The organism is Lentzea tibetensis, assembly GCF_007845675.1.
GTDB lineage: Bacteria > Actinomycetota > Actinomycetes > Mycobacteriales > Pseudonocardiaceae > Lentzea > Lentzea tibetensis.
Genome location: NZ_VOBR01000030.1, coordinates 17748 through 34462, shown reverse-complemented (window position 1 = coordinate 34462; position 16715 = coordinate 17748). Strand labels below are relative to the sequence as shown.

At 71.8% G+C, this 16715-nt stretch carries 9 protein-coding genes; 2 read left to right on the top strand and 7 right to left on the bottom strand.

The window, feature by feature from the left end; all coding sequences use genetic code 11:
- The first annotated feature begins 93 nt into the window (after positions 1–93).
- Positions 94–672, top strand: coding sequence for an RNA polymerase sigma factor (locus tag FKR81_RS34630; protein ID WP_146358531.1), 579 nt, complete (start codon positions 94–96; stop codon positions 670–672).
- The gene (locus FKR81_RS34625; protein WP_146358459.1) at positions 669–1766 is read left to right on the top strand and encodes a hypothetical protein; all 1098 of its coding nucleotides are present in this window, start codon (positions 669–671) and stop codon (positions 1764–1766) included. The genes FKR81_RS34630 and FKR81_RS34625 overlap by 4 nt, the downstream gene beginning before the upstream one ends.
- Here the strand turns inward: FKR81_RS34625 and FKR81_RS34620 are convergent.
- The 7 genes from FKR81_RS34620 to FKR81_RS34590 are packed head-to-tail and all read right to left on the bottom strand — an operon-like array spanning position 1745 to position 16594.
- Entirely contained in the window at positions 1745–8245 is a 6501-nt protein-coding gene (locus tag FKR81_RS34620) for an amino acid adenylation domain-containing protein (protein ID WP_146358458.1), read from the bottom strand. The genes FKR81_RS34625 and FKR81_RS34620 overlap by 22 nt on opposite strands.
- Positions 8246–8250: 5 nt before the next feature.
- A complete protein-coding gene (locus tag FKR81_RS34615; RefSeq protein ID WP_186763350.1) occupies positions 8251–11298 on the bottom strand; it encodes a non-ribosomal peptide synthetase in 3048 nt (1015 codons plus the stop codon).
- Positions 11295–11510, bottom strand: coding sequence for an MbtH family protein (locus FKR81_RS34610; RefSeq protein WP_146358456.1), 216 nt, complete (start codon positions 11508–11510; stop codon positions 11295–11297). Before FKR81_RS34610 ends, FKR81_RS34615 begins: the two co-directional genes overlap by 4 nt.
- On the bottom strand, positions 11507–12769 hold the full coding sequence (locus FKR81_RS34605; RefSeq protein ID WP_146358455.1) for an MFS transporter: 1263 nt from the start codon (positions 12767–12769) through the stop codon (positions 11507–11509). The genes FKR81_RS34610 and FKR81_RS34605 overlap by 4 nt, the downstream gene beginning before the upstream one ends.
- Positions 12766–13986, bottom strand: a complete 1221-nt coding sequence (locus FKR81_RS34600; RefSeq protein WP_146358454.1) for a glutamate synthase-related protein — start codon at positions 13984–13986, stop codon at positions 12766–12768. The genes FKR81_RS34605 and FKR81_RS34600 overlap by 4 nt, the downstream gene beginning before the upstream one ends.
- Positions 13983–16175, bottom strand: coding sequence for an amino acid--tRNA ligase-related protein (locus tag FKR81_RS45870; protein ID WP_146358453.1), 2193 nt, complete (start codon positions 16173–16175; stop codon positions 13983–13985). Before FKR81_RS45870 ends, FKR81_RS34600 begins: the two co-directional genes overlap by 4 nt.
- Positions 16172–16594, bottom strand: coding sequence for a cobalamin B12-binding domain-containing protein (locus tag FKR81_RS34590; protein ID WP_146358452.1), 423 nt, complete (start codon positions 16592–16594; stop codon positions 16172–16174). Before FKR81_RS34590 ends, FKR81_RS45870 begins: the two co-directional genes overlap by 4 nt.
- Between the last annotated feature and the right edge of the window lie 121 nt (positions 16595–16715).

Genomic DNA, 16715 nt, shown 5'->3' with positions numbered 1-16715 from the left:
TCCACTTGGAGTACACATCTCGGGTCGGCCCCTGGTATGAAGATCGCGGTGCAACACCTGGCCGATGGGTGGACACACTCGGTCATGAGGCTGATGCGGGAACGCTGGCGAGGGGCGGCCGGGGTGGTTGACCGACCAACGGACGCCGCGCTGTGGGAGTGCGGCGACGAGGCGGCGTTCGCGGAGCTGTACGACCGCTACGCCGAGGCGGTGTGGAACCACGCTTACCGGCTGACCGCGTCCTGGTCGACGGCCGAGGACCTGACGTCCACCACGTTCCTCACGGCCTGGCGGCGCCGCCACGAGATCCGGCTGGTGCACGACAGCGCGCTGCCGTGGCTGTTCACCGTCGCGGCGAACCTGGCGCGCTCGGAGTTCCGCAGGTCGTCGCGCTTCCAGCGGCTGCTGCACCGCGTGCCGCCGGAGACGACCGAGCGCGACCACGCCGACCAGGTCGCGTCGTCGGTCGACGGCGAGCGCCGCCTGCGCGAGGTGCTCGACGCGGTCGAACTCCTCCCCCGCGCCGAACGCGAAGCCGTCGAACTGGTGCTGCTGGGCGAGCTGCCGATCGCATCGGCCGCCGAGGTGCTCGGCGTCGCCGAGGTGAGCGTCCGCGCCCGCATCTCCCGTGCCCGTGCCCGCCTGCGCAACCTCATCGAGGGCCAGTCATGAACATCGAGCTACCACCCCGCCGCCAGCTGCCGCCCGAGATCAAGGAGCGGATGCGGCCCACGATCACCCGCGCACGTCCACGCGGCCGGGCGTGGATGGGCGCGGCCGCCGCCGCGGCGCTGGTCATCACGGGTGGCGTGTTCCTCACCCAGTCCACCCAGCAGCACGAGCCCGCCCCCTTCGCCGCGGTGTCGGCGGACCTCGCGCGCTGCCGCGAGGCGTTGCGCGACGACCGGTGGAGCGTCGTGAACACCCTCGAGCTGCGGGCCAGGAAGGTGCTGGTGGGCATCGACGGCCGGCTGTGCGAGCTCACCCGCACGAGGGTGACCGCGTTCGACGCGGCCGGCGCCACGGCCGTTCGCACACCGAGCGGACTCGTCGTCGGCCGCCCGCCGGTGCAGGCCCGTTCGATGACCGCCCACCAGCACGACCCCGCGGCACCGCGCGCGGACTGGTCGCCGCCGACGGTGATCACGCTGGACCTCTTCCTGGTGGACGCCGACCCGACCAAGCCGGAGAACTCCACGCTGACCATGGAGTTCGACGGTCACCAGGTGCAGCTGACCTTCGGCGACATCCCGGTGCGCGGCACACCGCAGGACAGCTACTCGAACGACGCGTCGACGGCCCACTCGGCCAACCTCCTGGACCGCTGCCTCGACAACGCGATCCCGAAGCGCGCGGCGCCGGGCTTCGAGAACGACTGGCAGGCCGGCGCGATGACCGGCGTCCCCGGTGTGCTGCTCGCCCGCAACGGCAAGGGCGACTGGGGTGTCTGCGAGGTCGACGACGCGGGGTCGGGAGCTCTCACCGGGACCATCGCCCGAAACCCCGCGGCGAGCGGCGTCGAGGTGCTGCACCGCGGCTGGGTCGCCGGCACCGGCACCTTCACCATCGCCGGGCTCGCACCGGCCGGGACGAAGGTCGAGCTGGACCTGGGCGGTGGCACCGTGCTGGCACCACCGCTGCCGATCACGCTCGGCAGCTTCGCGCTCCAGCACCGGTTCGCGCCCGCCGCGAATCCCCCGGCGGGCGCGATGATCAAGCTGGTGAACTCCGCGAACGAGGTGATCTACATCGCCCCCGTCGCCTGAGCCGTCCTGGCGGCCAGCACCGGGCCGATGTGCGCGAGCGCGTCGCGTTGCATCAGCTCGCCGTGCGCGAACGCGACCTCGTGCACCTCGAGCGAGGAGACCAGCGGCTCCCACAGCGCGGGCGACGGGGACCCGGCGGCGTGGAAGAACAGCATCTCGCCGTCGAACGGCCCCGTCGCCGCGTCCGCCAGGAGGCCGACGTTGTGCACGAACGCGGACACGAGCCGGTCGGCGTCCACGCCGGCCGGGTTGCCGATGGACTCCAGCACCTCCTCGGGTGACACGTCGGCCGACCGCGGCAGCGATGCCGGGTAGCCGTCGAGCACGGCCAGCAGCGAGACCTCCTCGCCGGACGCGCGGAGCTCGCGCGCCATCTCGTGCGCGACGGTCCCGCCGAACGACCAGCCGAGCAGGCGGTACGGACCGGACGGCTGCACCGCGCGGATCTGCTCCAGGTAGTCCTTGACCATCTCGGCGAGCGACGACGCGCCCGGCGTGCGGGACTGCAGGCCGTGCACGGGGCCGTCGACGTGCCGCAGCAGCCCCGAGTAGACCCAGCTGACGCCCGCCGCCGGGTGCACGCAGAACAGCGGCGTGCCCGGCCCGGTGCGCAGCGGCAGCAGCACCGCGTGCGCGTCGCCGGGACCGGAGTCGACGAGCGCCGCGAGGCCGGCGACGGTCGGTGCGGCGAAGAGGTCCGCGATGGTCAGCGACAGCCCGAGCGACCGCAGCGAGGCCAGCAGGCGCACGGCCAGCAGCGAATGGCCGCCGAGGTCGAAGAACCCGCTGTCGACGTCCACTTCGGACAGACCGAGCACGGACGCGAACAGACCGCACAGCGTCGCCTCGAGCGACGTGCGGGGCGCCCGGCCGGCCGCACCCGGCGGTGCGGGCAGCGCGGCGCGGTCGAGCTTTCCGTTGGGGGTCAACGGGAGGGCGGGCAGCACGACGAAGGCCGACGGCACCATGTGCTGCGGCAGAACATCGGCCACCCGCCCCCGCAGAGCCGCCACGTCCACGTCGCCCACCACATAAGCGACGAGTTGTTGCAGCTCCTCGCGCACCACCACCGCGGCCTGGGCCACGCCGGGGCACGACGACAACGCCGACTCGATCTCACCGAGCTCGACCCGGAACCCGCGCAGCTTCACCTGGTCGTCGGCGCGGCCCAGGTACTCCAGGTCGCCGGACGCCAGCCAGCGCACGAGGTCGCCGGTCCGGTACATGCGCGTCCCCGCGGCGAACGGTGAGGCGACGAAGCGGGACGCGGTGAGCCCCGGCCGGTTGAGGTAGCCGCGCGCCAGCCCGTCACCGGCGATGTACAGCTCGCCCACGACACCGACGGGCACCGGGTGCAACGATGAGTCGAGCACGTACACCTGGGTGTTCCAGGTCGGCCTGCCGATCGGGACGGCGCCCGCGGGCACCGGGTCACCGGGCCGGATGCGGTACTCCACGCAGCCGACGGTCGCCTCGGTCGGGCCGTACTCGTTGATCACCGTGACGTCCGGCCAGTGCGCGACCATCTCGCCGAGCAGCTGCTCGCCGCCGAGCACCAGGTCGCCGGACGGCATGAAGTCCACCAGTGCGAGGTGGCTGGGCGTGGCTTTCAGCAGGGTGCACGACTCCAGCGGACCGATCTTCACGCACCCGCCCACCACGAGCGGCACGTGCACCGACGTGACGGTCAGGTCGAACGCGATCGGCGAGTGGAACACCGACTCGCCCGCCGCACCCGGATAGGCCTGAGCGGCCCACGCCAGGTAGTCGACGACCGAGGCGTGCGACACGACCACGCCCTTCGGCTTGCCCGTCGAGCCGGACGTGTAGATCACGTAGGCCGGGTTCTCCGGCCGCACAGCGGAGTCGAGGTTCGAGGTGCACCCGTCCAGCTCGCCGAGAGAACGCAGCGCCAGCACGGGCCGCGCGTCGTCGAGCAGGTACTTGATGCGCGACGCCGGGTAGTCCAGCTCGATCGGCAGGTACGCGGCACCGGACTTGAGCACGCCCAGCAGCGCGACCACGAGGTCGGCCGACCGCGGCATCATCAGCGCGACGACCTGCTCCGGCCCGGCGCCTTCGCGGACCAGCCTGCGCGCCAGCTGGTTCGCGCGTGCGTTCAGCTCCGCGTACGTCAACGACACCTCGCCGTCCACCACGGCGACCGCATCGGGAGTCCGCGCGGCCTGGGCCTCGAACAGCTCGTGCACGGCGGCAGCGGGAACCTCGTGCGCGGTGTCGTTCCACGAGACGAGCAGCCGCGACCGCTCCCCCGGCAGCAGCACGTCGACCGGACGCTCGAACGCGATCTGCTCCAGGACCGCGACGAACCGCGCGACCAGCGAGGCCGCGGTGGCCGGGTCGAACAGGTCCGCGCTGTACTGCACGACACCGTCGATCCCGTCCGCCGACTCACCGAGGCTGACGTTGAGGTCGAACTTCACCCCGCCGCCACCGATCGGCTCGGTGCTCACCTCGACACCGGGCAGCTCGACGCTCGCGCCGGAGTTGTTCTGCAGCACCAGCATCACCTGGAACAACGGGTGCCGTGACACCGAGCGCGCCGGGTTCAGCACCTCCACCAGGCGTTCGAACGGCAGCTCCTGGTGCGCGAACGCCCCGAGGTCGGTCTCCCTGACCCGCGCCAGCAGCTCGCCGAACGACGGCGCGCCCGAGACGTCCGTCCGCAGCACCAGGGTGTTGACGAAGAACCCGACCACGTCGTCCAAGGCCTCTTCGGTGCGACCGGCGACGGGCGTGCCGATCGGCACGTCGTCCCCGGCACCCATCCGCGACAGCAACAACACCACTGCCGCGTGCAGCACCATGAACAACGTCGAGTCGGACGACCGCGCGAGCGCCACCAGCCGGTCGCGCACCTCGGCCGGGACGTGCACGGGCACGGAGCCCGACGCGCCGGACGGCACCGCGGGACGTGGCCGGTCGGCGGGCAGCGACAGCTCCTCCGGCAGCCCGTCCAGCGCCGAGGTCCAGTACGTCAGCTGGTCGTCGGACGCGAGCAGCTCGCGCTGCCACAGCGAGTAGTCCACATAGGACACCGCGGTGGGCCGCAGCGGCTCGCCGCGGTACGCCGCGACGAGGTCGTTCAGCAGCGGCCCCATCGACCAGCCGTCGCACGCGATGTGGTGCATGACCAACAGCAACACGTGCTCAGCCGGTCCCGCCGTGAACAACGAAGCCCGGAACGGCACGTCGAGAGCCAGGTCGAACGGCGCCCACGCGGCTTCCTCGACGGCCTCCGGCGTGTGCTTGCGCACGTCCAGCAGCACGTTGGAGTCCAGCACGTGCTGGTACGGCTCGCCGTCGTGCACCCGGAACACCGTGCGCAGCGCCTCGTGCCGCGCCACCACCGCCGTCAGCGCATCACGCAGCGCGCCCACGTCCAAGGCCCCGGAGAGACGCAGCGCGAACGGCACGTTGTAGGCCGAGTCGTCGCCGAGCTGGCTGAGGAACCACAACCGCTGCTGCGCGAACGACAGCGGCGGATGCTCAGGGCGGTCACCCGGCCGCAGCACCGGCCGAGTCGACGCGGGCCCCAGCCGCAGCACGAGCCCGGCGGGCGTCGGCGACTCGAACACCGCGCGGATCGCCAGGTCGACGCCGAACGCCGTGCGCACCCGGCTCACCAGCCGCATCGCCAGCAGCGAATGCCCGCCGAGGTCGAAGAAACCGTCGTCCGGGCCGGCCGACGCGAGGCCGAGCACGTCCGCGAACAGGCCGCACATCACGGTTTCCGCCTCGGTCCGCGGGGCGCGCCCGGACACCTCGAACACCGGGTCCGGCAGCGCGCGGCGGTCGAGCTTGCCGTTGGGCGTCAGCGGCAGGGCATCCAGCGGAACGAACGCCGACGGCACCATGTGCTGCGGCAGACGTTCCGCCAGATACCCCTTCAGGTCGAGGTCGGCGGCACCGACGACGTACGCCACCAGCTTCCCCGAGCGCACGACCACGGCGGCCTGGCGGACCACCCCGGCGAGCGCCGCCTCGACCTCTCCCGGCTCGATCCGGAAGCCTCGCACCTTCACCTGGTCGTCCGCCCGCCCTGCGAACTCCAGCACGCCGTCCGCCCGCGTCCGCGCCAGGTCACCCGTGCGGTACAGGCGTTCCCCCACGCCGAACGGCGACGCCACGAAGCGCTCGGCCGTCGTCCCCGGCTGACCGGCGTAGCCGTCCGCGAGACCGAGCCCGCCGACGTACACCTCCCCCACCACGCCCGGCGGCACCGGGCGCAACACCGCGTCCAGCACGAACACCGTCGTGTTGCCGATGGGCAGGCCGATCGGGATGCGTTCGCCGTCGGCCACCGCGATCTGGTGGCACGTCGCGAAGACCATGCTCTCGACCGGCCCGTAGCCGTGCACGAGCCGCAACGCGGGGAAGTCGCGGCGGATCCGCGTGACGTGCGGGACCGACGGCGCGTCGCCGCCGGTCATCACCTGCCGCACCTGCCCGAACACCGCTGGGCACACGTCCGCCACCACCGCGAACAACCCGGCGGACAGCCACAGCGTCGTCACGTCGTGCCGCTCGACCAGCCGGGAGATCTCGGCGGGGTCGGGGCTGGCCGCCAGCACGCACGTGCCGCCGTGCAGCAGTGCGCCGAACAGCTCCAGCACGAACGCGTCCCACGACATCGGCGCGCACGAGAGGAACACCTCAGACCGTCCGAAGTGGACGAAGTCCTGGCCGAGGAACGTCCGCACGACGGACCGGTGCGACGCGGCCGATCCCTTGGGCACGCCGGTCGAGCCGGACGTGAACAGCACGCACGCCACCGACCGCGGATCCACCGCGACACCGGGGTTCTCAGGCACCGAACCGGAGACGGACGTGAGCACCGCGCTGATCCCCGCGGAGGCGACGATCGCGTCGCGGCGACCGGCCGGGTGGGCCGGGTCGAGCGGCACGTACCCCGCACCGGCCTTGAGCACACCGAGCATCGCGGCGACCAGGTCCGGCCCGCGGTCGAGGCACAGCCCGACCAGCGAGCCGGGCGTGATCCCGGCGGCGACCGCGTTCGCCCGCGCGTTCAGCTCCCCGTAGGTGATCGGCACACCGTCCGACACCAACGCGATCGCGCCGGGCGTCGCAGCGGCGTGCTCCTCGAACACCGTGTGCACGCACACGTCCGGCAACTCGACCGCGGTGTCCACGACCACCGGCTCACCGGGCAACAACACGTCGACCGCGTCGACGGATGCCTCCGGATCGGCGACGAGCTGCGCGAGCACCGCCGCGAACCGGGCGGAGAAGGCGGCCGCCGTCGAGGCGTCGAACAGGTCGGTGGCGTACTCGACGACACCGCCGATCCCCCCGCCCGCGCGTTCCTTCAGGTTGACCGTCAGGTCGAACCGCGAGCCGGGAGCGCCGACCGGCTCGACCGCCGCGTCGGCGCCGGGGAACGTCACCGCTCCGTCGGAGTTGTTCTGCAGCACCAGCATCACCTGGAACAGCGGGTGCCGCGCCAGCGAGCGCGCCGGGTTGAGCACCTCGACGAGCCGCTCGAACGGCACGTCCTGGTGCGCGTAGGCGGCGAGGTCGGTCTCCCGCACGCGATCGAGCACCGTGCGGAACGACGGCGCGCCGGACACGTCGGTCCGCAGCACCAGCGTGTTGACGAAGAACCCGACCAGGTCGTCGAGCGCCTCGTCGGTGCGCCCGGCGACGACCGACCCGATCGGGACGTCCGTGCCCGCGCCGAGCCGCGACAGCAGCACGGCGAGTCCCGCCTGCAGAGCCATGAACGTCGTCGCGCCCGCCGACCGCGCCAGCGCGGCGAGCTGTGCCTGAACCGAAGGCTCGATCCACACCGGTTCGAGCGCGGTCTGGCCGGACGCGACGGCGGGCCGCGGCCGGTCGAACGGGAGGACGAGCTCCTCCGGTGCTCCGGCGAGGGCGTCGGCCCAGTGCGCCAACTGGCGTGACAGCTCGCTGTCCGGATCGTCCTCGCCACCGAGGACGTCTCGCTGCCACAACGTGTAGTCGGCGTACTGAACCGGCAGGGGTGCCCAGGCCGGAGCCCGGCCGCACCGGCGCGCGGCGTAGGCGTCGGCGAGGTCTCGCAACAGCAGGCCCATGGACCAGCCGTCGCTCGCGATGTGGTGGACGACGACCAGCAGCAGGAACTCGTCCTGCGACACGGTGAACAGCCACGCCCGCAGGGGCAGGTCGACCGCCAGGTCGAAGGGAAGTCCCGCCGCCTCCTCGACCGCGTCCGGCGTGAACGGCAGGCGCACCAGCTCGGGCGCGGCGGGCAGCACGCACTGCGACGGCACGCCGTCGGAGTCCGGGAACACCGTCCGCAGCACCTCGTGCCTGCCTGCCACGTCGGCCAGCGCGGTCGCCAGCGCGTCCGCGTCGACGTCGCCGCGGAGCCTGAGCGTGAACGGGATGTGGTACCCCGGCTCCATCCGGTTGAGGAACCACAGCCTGCGCTGTGCGTGAGACAGCGGGATCACTTCGACTACCCCCTCGCCCTGCGAACCAGTGCCGGCCGCGCCTTGCCCGCCCGGCCGACCCGCTCGGCCAGTCCGGCGGGTGTGGGCGCCTCGAACACGTCCCTGATGGACAGCTCCACGCCGAACGCCGACCGCACCCGGCTCACCAGGCGCGTCGCGAGCAGCGAGTGGCCGCCCAGCTCGAAGAACCCGTCGTCGATGCCGACCCGGTCGACGCCGAGCACCTCGCCGAACAGTCCGCAGAGGATGGACTCCTGCGGCGTGCGCGGGTCGCGGCCGCGGGCGACGAACGTCGGCGCGGGCAGCGCCCGCTTGTCGAGCTTCCCGTTGGGCGTCATGGGAAGCGCGTCGAGTGACACGAAGGCGGACGGGACCATGTGCTCCGGCAGCACCCTGCCGACGTGGTCACGCAGGTCCTCGCCACCGCCCACGGTGTAGGCGACGAGCAGCCCGTCGCGCACGAGCACCGCGGCCTGCGTCACGCCGGGGTGGCTCATCAGCGCGGACTCGACCTCGCCCGGCTCGACCCGGAACCCGCGCACCTTCACCTGGTCGTCGATGCGGCCGACGTAGTCCAGCTGCCCGGAAGGCAGCCAGCGAACCAGGTCGCCCGTGCGGTAAAGCCTTTCGCCGTCACCGAAAGGCGACGCGACGAACCGTTCCGCCGTCAGGCCGGGGCGGCTGATGTACCCGTGCGCCAGTCCGATCCCGCCGACGTACAGCTCGCCGACCACGCCGTCCGGCACGAGCCCCAGCGCGCCGTCGAGCACGTACGCCTTCTTGTTCGCGATCGGCGTGCCGATGGGGATCGACGTGCCGGTCGCCTCGTGGACGTCGAAGACCGTGGTGAAGCCCATGCTCTCGGCCGGTCCGTAGCCGTTGATCACCCGCAGGCCGGGGAAGTCGCGCAACGCCCGCGCGACGTGCGGCACGGACGCCGCCTCGCCACCGGTCATGGCCGTGCGCACGATCTTGAACACGTCCGGGTGCTCGTCGAGCATGAAGTTGAACAGGCTCGCGGACATCTGCAGCGCGGTCACGTCGTGCTTGGCCACCAGCGCCGCCATCACCCGCGGTTCCGGGTTCTGACCGGGCTGCACCACCAGCAGTCCGCCGAACAGCAGCGGCCCGAACACCTCCAGCGCGAAGGCGTCCCACGACACCGGCGAGCACTGCAGGAACACCTCACCCGGCCCGAAGTAGCTCTGCCCGAGGTAGGTGCCCGCCAGGCCGCGGTGCGACGTCGCCACCCCCTTCGGGCGGCCGGTCGAGCCGGAGGTGAACATGACGCACGCGGTCGTCGCCGGGTGCACCGGCAGCTCCAGCGCGTCCAGCCGCTGGGCGGAGATCAGGTCGCCTTCGGACTCGAGCCACGCGCGGTCGATCACCAGTGAGACACCGGAGTCCGCGACGGCGCTCGCGATCCGCTCGGCCGGGAACTTGGGATCCAGCATCGTGTAGCCCGCGCCCGCCTTGAGGACGGCGAGCAGCGCGGCGACCAGCTCGTGGCCCCGATCGAGGTGGATGCCCACCAGGTCACCCGGCACGACCCCGCGACGTGCCAGGTGCCTGGCGAGCTGGTTGGCGGCGCCGTCCAGCTCGGCGTAGCTGATCTCGGTGCCCTCGAAGACGACCGCCGTCGCGTCGGGCGTGCGCACGACCTGGTCCTCGAACAGCTCGTGCAGGCAGCGGTCCGGGATCTCGACGGCCGTGGCGGTGCGTTCGAACACCACCTGCCGTTCGGTCTCGGCGAGCACGTCCACCGCGCCGATCGGCGCGTCCGGGTTCGCGGTGACCTGGGTCAGCACCCGCACCAGCCGCTCACCGAGCCGCTGGATCGTGCTGCGGTCGAACAGGTCCGTGGCGTACTCGATCGCGCCGCCGATGCCGGAGTCCGCCTCCTCGAACCCGAACATCAGGTCGAACTTGCACGAGCCGGTGCGCACCACGACCGGCGAGACGTCCAGTCCGGGGAACGCCAGCTCGGCCTTGCTGTTGTTCTGCAGCACCAGCATCACCTGGAACAGCGGGTGCCTGGCCAGCGAGCGGGCGGGGTTCACGGCCTCGACGACCCGTTCGAACGGCACCTCCTGATGCGCGTACGCGGCGAGTCCGGCCTCACGGACTCGGTCGAGCAGGGTGCGGAAGCTCGGGTTGCCGGACAGGTCGCCGCGCAGCACCACGGTGTTGACGAAGAACCCGACCAGCTCGTCGAGCGCGTCGTCGGTGCGGCCGGCGACGACCGAGCCGACCGGCACGTCGTCGCCCGCGCCCAGCTTCGACAGCAGCGTCGCGATCGCGGCCTGCAGCACCATGAACAGCGTCGTGTTCGTGTCGCGCGCCAGATCGGTCAACGCCCGGTGCAGGTCGCCGTCGATCTCGAACCCGAGGATGTCACCGCGCCCGCTCGGTGCGGCCGGACGGGGCCGGTCGGTCGGCAGCACCAGCTCCGCGGGGATGCCGTCGAGCGCGCCGGTCCAGTACTTCAGCTGCTGCGCCAGCAGGCTCGCCGGGTCGTCCGCGTCGCCGAGCAGGTCCTGCTGCCACAGCGTGTAGTCCGCGTACTCGACGGGCAGCGGCTCCCACACCGGCGCACGGCCCGCGCAGCGCGACTCGTAGCCGATGCCGAGATCGCGCAGGAACGGGCCCATCGACCAGCCGTCGCTCGCGATGTGGTGCACCACCACGAGCAGCACGTGCTCGTCCGGCCGGAGCTGGAACAGCCACGCCCGGATCAGCAGGTCCTCGGCGAGGTCGAAGACGTGGCCGTTGGCTCTGGTGAGCGCGGCGGGCAGGTCGGACTCGGTGCAGGTGACGAAGGTCAGCTCGGGTGTCGCGTGTGGACGGATCTCCTGGTGGGGCTCGCCGTCCACGACCGGGAACACGGTGCGCAGCGCCTCGTGCCGGTTGACGACGTCGGTGAGCGCGGCACGCAGCGCCTCGCGGTTCAGGCTTCCCTTGAGACGCACGGAGAACGGCACGTTGTACGCGGCGCTCTCCCCCAGCTCGCCGAGGAACCAGAGTCTGCGCTGGGCGAAGGACAGGGGGATCACACCGACTCCTTCATGCTCGCGACCAGCGACGCGGGCCGCAGGTCCGTCCAGTTGGCCTCGACGTGCTCGATGCACGCCGACCTGGTGTCCGGGCCGTGCACCGCGCGCCATCCCGCGGGCACGGTGATCGCGGCGGGCCACAGCGAGTGCTGGTTCTCGTCGTTCACGAGGACGACGTACGGGGTCTCGGTGTTCTCGAAGGGGTTGGTCATGACGTCCTCGGTTCAGTCGGAAGGTCTTTCGTGGTGCGGAAAGGGCCGGCCAGGCGGAGCAACTTGCCGAGTGCGGCGGCGAACAGCAGCACCCACAGCGCGTCGCGGATGCCGATCGCGTCACCGAGCCAGCCGCCGAGCAGCGCGCCGATCGGGATCACCCCGAACGCGACGAACCGGGAGCTGGTGAACACCCGGCCCTGCAGGTGCGACGGCACGTAAGCCTGGCGGAAGCCGTTGACGACGACGTTGGTCACGACGATGCCGATGGACGGGATCAGCAGCCCGGCCACGAAGAACCCGAGGCCGATCCCGCTGTCCGTCAACGGGATCAGCAGTCCGAACGGCGTGGCGAGCAGGGACGACGCCAGCAGCGCGCGTCCAGTGCCGAGCCGCTTCACGATCCGGGTGGCGATCAACGCGCCCAGCACGCCGCCCAGCGCGTCCGCGCCGATCAGCAGGCCGACGGCGCCCGCGTCCTGCCCGACGTCGCGGACCAGGAACAGCACGAGCAACGCCTGCGCGCCGCTGAGCGTCAGGTTGTCGACCGCGCTGCACGCCGCGAGCACCCGCAGGTACGGGTCGCGCACGATGTAGCGCCAGCCGTCGGCGATGTCGCGGCGCAGGTTCGGTTGCTCGGACCGCTCGGGTGCCGGTTCCTCGGTGCGGATCTGGCGCAGGCACAGCGCCGACACCAGGAACCCGACGGCCTGGCTCAGCAACGCCGTCACCGGGCCGAGCAGCTGGGCGATCACGCCGCCGAGTCCGGGACCGGCGACCATCGCGACCTGCTCGGTGCCCGCCAGCTTCGCGTTGCCCTCGGGCAGATCGTCCTTGTGCACCAGCGTGGGCAGGTACGCGCCGTACGCCGCGCTGAAGAACACCTGTCCCACACCGGCGACCAGCGTGACCACCAGCAGCTGCGTCATGGTCAGCGCGCCGAGCCACGCGGCGATCGGCACGGTCAGGAACAGCGCCATCGACACGACGTCGACCCAGATCATCACCGGCTTGCGCCGCACGCGGTCGATCCACGCTCCCGCGGGCAGCCCGATGAGCAGCCACGGCAGCCACGACATCGCGCGCAGCACGCCCATCTCGAGGCTGCTCGCGTTCAGCACGTCCACCGCGACCAGCGAGACCGCGACACCCGTGACGGCGCCGCCGACCTTGCTGATCGTCTCGCCCATCCACAGCAGCCGGAAGTCGCGGTGGAACCACAGCGATCTCCGCGCCGGGGCTTCCAGCGTCGCCGTCATCGGAGGACCTCGACCTTCTGCGCGGTCGACGGCCACACGTCGTCGGCGGACACGGCGTCCGGCGAGTACTTGCCCAATGCGCTGATGAGCAACCGCATCTCGAGTGCCAGGCACTCTGCCAGCCGCAGGAGACCCGACGCGGGGTCGGTGTCCACCGCGAGCAGCGCGGCCCGGCCGAGACCGACGGCGCGGGCGCCGAGCGCGAGGCACTTGACCGCGCGCGTGCCCTCCCACATCCGGCCGGTGACCAGCAGGCAGTCCTCGACGGGACCGATGCGCCGCAGGCACTCCGCGAGCGGCAGCCCGACGTGGTCGAGGAAGCTCGTCGGCGCCCACCCGGTGCCGCCCTCGGCGCCGTCGACGGTCACCGCGTCCGCGCCGGCCAGCCAGGCCACCCGCACGGCTTCGGAGACGTCCCGCGCGGGTGGGAGCTTCACCCAGATCCGGGCGCGCGGGAAGTTGTTGCGCATCAACCGGATCTGCTGCCGCAGGATCTCGTCGGTGAACGTGCCGGGCGAGCTGGAGCGCAGCACGCGGTCGCCCCACAGCGGGTCGAGCGAGAACTGCTCGGCCACCCGTTCCGCCGCTTCCGGCGCGAGCACGGTCATGCCGCCGAGTCCGGGCTTCGCGCCCTGGCCGACCTTCAGCTCGAACGCCAGCCGCCCCGTGTCGAGCAGCGGCTGCGCGGACGGGTGGCTGTAGACGAGGTTCCACACCTCGGCGTCCGCGTCCTCGGTGCTCTGCTGGATCGCGACGCCGCCGAACCCGTCGGGCACGTGCGATGCGTACGCCTGGATGCGATCCAGCAGTCCGCGATCGGAGGCGTACCCGTTGACCGGCACGATGTTCTCGCCGATCACCATGGGAATCCCCAGCAACGCGGCCTGCCGCGACGCGTCCACACCCAGCGAGGAGTTGGCCACCTGGGTCGAGCCGAACGCGGACAGGTAGACCGGCAGCGTCGAGCTGAACCCGCCGATGTCCGTCATCAGGTCGACGTCGGAGTAGAGCGGCTCGCGGGCCAGGTCGATCAGCTTCTCCAGCCGCTCCGGCACGAACACCGGCGGCACCAGGCGCAGCTCGTCGATCGCGTCACCGGCCGCGCCGGTCGCGCCGAACAGCTCCTGGCCGTACGAGGAGGTCGAGGGGAACGCGGCCGCCGCACCGGTGCGGGCGCGCAGGCGCACCGCGTCCTCGGGGAATCCGGAGGCTTTCACGCCGACACCTGACCGGGGATCTTCGGGTACGCGCTGGCCTGCCACACCGAGTCGAGCCCGGCGACGTACCGGATGAACCGCTGGATGCCGATGCCGAACCCGGCGCTGTCCGGGATGCCCTCGCGCACCATCTGCAGGTACCAGCCGTACTTGGCCGGGTTCTCCCCCGTCTCGCGCATCCGGGCGACGATCTTCGCGTACTCGAACTCGCGCTCGCTGCCGCTGCACAGCTCGCCGTAGCCCTCGGGCGCGATCAGGTCGAAGTTGCGCAGCATGCCGGGGACGTCGCGGTTCTCCCGGTCGTAGAACCCACGGCAGCCCTTCGGGTAGTCGGTCACGAAGAACGGCCGCGACGACTTGCGGGACAGGATCTCCTCGCCCTGCCAGTCGATCTCGGCGTCCGCGCTCTGCGGGTGGCCGATCTCCAGCAGGTCCGCGACGGCGGACGCGTGCGTTCTGCGGTCGAACGCCGACACGAGCAGGTCCTTGAACGCGTCCGCGTCGCGGCCCAGCTGCTCCAGCTCGGCGGGCATCGTCGTGACGACCCGCTGCACCATCACGCGGACCAGGTCCTCGACGACCTGCATGGCGTCTTCGCGTGAAGCACCGGAGATCTCCACGTCGAGCTGGTGGAACTCGGCCAGGTGCCGCGCGGTCGACGCGGTCTCCGGCGGCTCCAGCCGCACGTTCGGCGCGATGTAGAACAGCTTGTCGAAGCCGAGCAACGACGCCTGCTTGTAGAGGATCGCGCTGGTCATCAGCTTGTACTTGTGGCCGTAGTAGTCGACGTCGACCTGCTTGGAGCCGCGCACGCCGGGGTCGGTGACCGGGCCGATGATCGCCGGGAGCAACTCGACGAAACCGTTGTCGCGCAGGTACTCCCTGGCCGCGGTCAACGCGGTGTCCTGGATGCGCATGACCGTCTTCGTGACCGGCGACGCGAGGTGCTGCTGGGGCGACGGAGGGGTTTCCATGGGACTCCAATCGAAGGTCCGCTCCACGTGGGACAGAGCGGTGAGCAGTGACGACGAGGTGATGCCCGCCGAGCGCCCGGTGGCGCCGGGGATGGGCATCGCACCGACGGACGTCCACGCGAGCCGCCCTGAGGCGTCGACGTGACCGCGGGCGCGGCCCGCGTTGTCCGGGTGCAGGCAGTAGGGAACGTCGAGGTAGCCGAGCGCGAAGGCCTGGACGAACGCCCGGCCGAGGTCGTCGGAGAGGTTCAGCACGGCGTCGATCAGCGCGCGGGCCTCGCGGTAGACCTCGCCGCCGTCCCCGACGGGCAGTGCGCTGGTCAGCGCGGCCGCACTCGCGGCGTGCTCCAGTGCCTCGACGTTCTCGGCGACGGTCGGGATCCGGTAGGCCTCGGCGACCGTCTTGACGATCAGCCGCGCCCCGCCGGTGCGCACGGCGAGCCGCGCCGCCTGGGCGAGCAGGTTCAGCGCGCCGTGCGGCGTCTTCGGGTACACGCCCATGTAGGCGTAGACGACGATGTGCCAGTCCAGGCCGGCGAAGAACTCCTCGCCGAGCCTGCGCAGCGCGAACATCGCGTCGGTGTCCTGGGCGAGGTCGGTCTGCTGGGCGTAGCTCAGCGAGATGCCGCGCATCCCGTGCTGGGCGAAGAACAACCCCTCCAGCACGCTGATCGCGACCAGCAGGCTCGGCGGGCACAGCTGGCCCATCATGCAGCCGCCGAACGTCTCCAGATGCGAGCCGGGCACCGCCGCGAGCCGCTGGCACGCGCGTTCCCAGTTGCGCACCGACTCGCGCAGCGGCAGCCGGCTGTACGGCAGGCAGTACGACACCGGGCCGCCTTCGGTGGCGTCGAACCCGGTCCGCACCAGCGCGTCCACGATGTGTTCGGGACACGCGGACCCGTGCCGGATCTGCACCGGGAAGTCCTGGCCGCGCAGTCCTTCCACGACCGACGCGGTGGTCGCGGCGTCGTGCGCGACGATCGGGTAGCCGTTGAGCGCCGCTCCTTCGGCGAGCGCCCGCCGGGCCTCGTCGTTCGCGCCGACCCTGGTGTAGCTGTCCAGCGTGAGCGTGCCGACCGTGGTCGCGTCGGCGAGCTTGGTGGCGATCAGGCCGCCGCGCATCCGGCCGGGGTCGCTGAACCCCATGCGCGGCTGCACGACCAACTGCCCCGCAGCGTGTGCGCGGGCCACGAACCCCCCGAAGCCCGTCATGCCGCGACCCGCACCAGGAGTCCGTCCACGAAGGCGCGGAACGCGTCGACGTCGTCGGAGAACACGGCGTCGAACCCCGCGCGGAGCAGGTTCCCGGTGTGCCGTCCGTCGCCGTCGACGCCGAGCTTGCCGCCGATCACGACCGGGGTGCCGGCGAGCTCGGGGCAGGCGCGCAGCCTGCGGACGACGCGTTCGCCGTCCTGGCTGCCGTGGCCGTTGACGCTGCTGAGCACGACCAGGTCCGGGTCGCACCGGAGGCACTCCGCGACGAGCAGGTCGTCGGGGACGCACGCACCGAGGTTGACCACGTCGTGCCCCTGTTCCTCCAGCACCAGCTGCAGGTACACGAGATTCCACGTGTGGGAATCGGATGCGACGCTGCTGAGCACCACGCTCAGGCGTTTTCTCGCAAGCTCCATGGACCGGAACACTCCGGTGCCGGATGGGGCGCCCGCATGGGGACGACCCACCCAAATTCGCCGCGACGGGGGCACGCGGGAATGTGGGGGCGATGCCCCCATGTGGGTAGGGGGTCACCCG

Bases quoted from the DNA above. Each gene is read 5' to 3' on its own strand.
- FKR81_RS34590 (WP_146358452.1), bottom strand. From the start codon at position 16,594: ATGGAGCTTGCGAGAAAACGCCTGAGCGTGGTGCTCAGCAGCGTCGCA.
- FKR81_RS34630 (WP_146358531.1), top strand. From the start codon at position 94: ATGCGGGAACGCTGGCGAGGGGCGGCCGGGGTGGTTGACCGACCAACG.
- FKR81_RS34605 (WP_146358455.1), bottom strand. From the start codon at position 12,769: ATGACGGCGACGCTGGAAGCCCCGGCGCGGAGATCGCTGTGGTTCCAC.
- FKR81_RS34625 (WP_146358459.1), top strand. From the start codon at position 669: ATGAACATCGAGCTACCACCCCGCCGCCAGCTGCCGCCCGAGATCAAG.
- FKR81_RS45870 (WP_146358453.1), bottom strand. From the start codon at position 16,175: ATGACGGGCTTCGGGGGGTTCGTGGCCCGCGCACACGCTGCGGGGCAG.
- FKR81_RS34610 (WP_146358456.1), bottom strand. From the start codon at position 11,510: ATGACCAACCCCTTCGAGAACACCGAGACCCCGTACGTCGTCCTCGTG.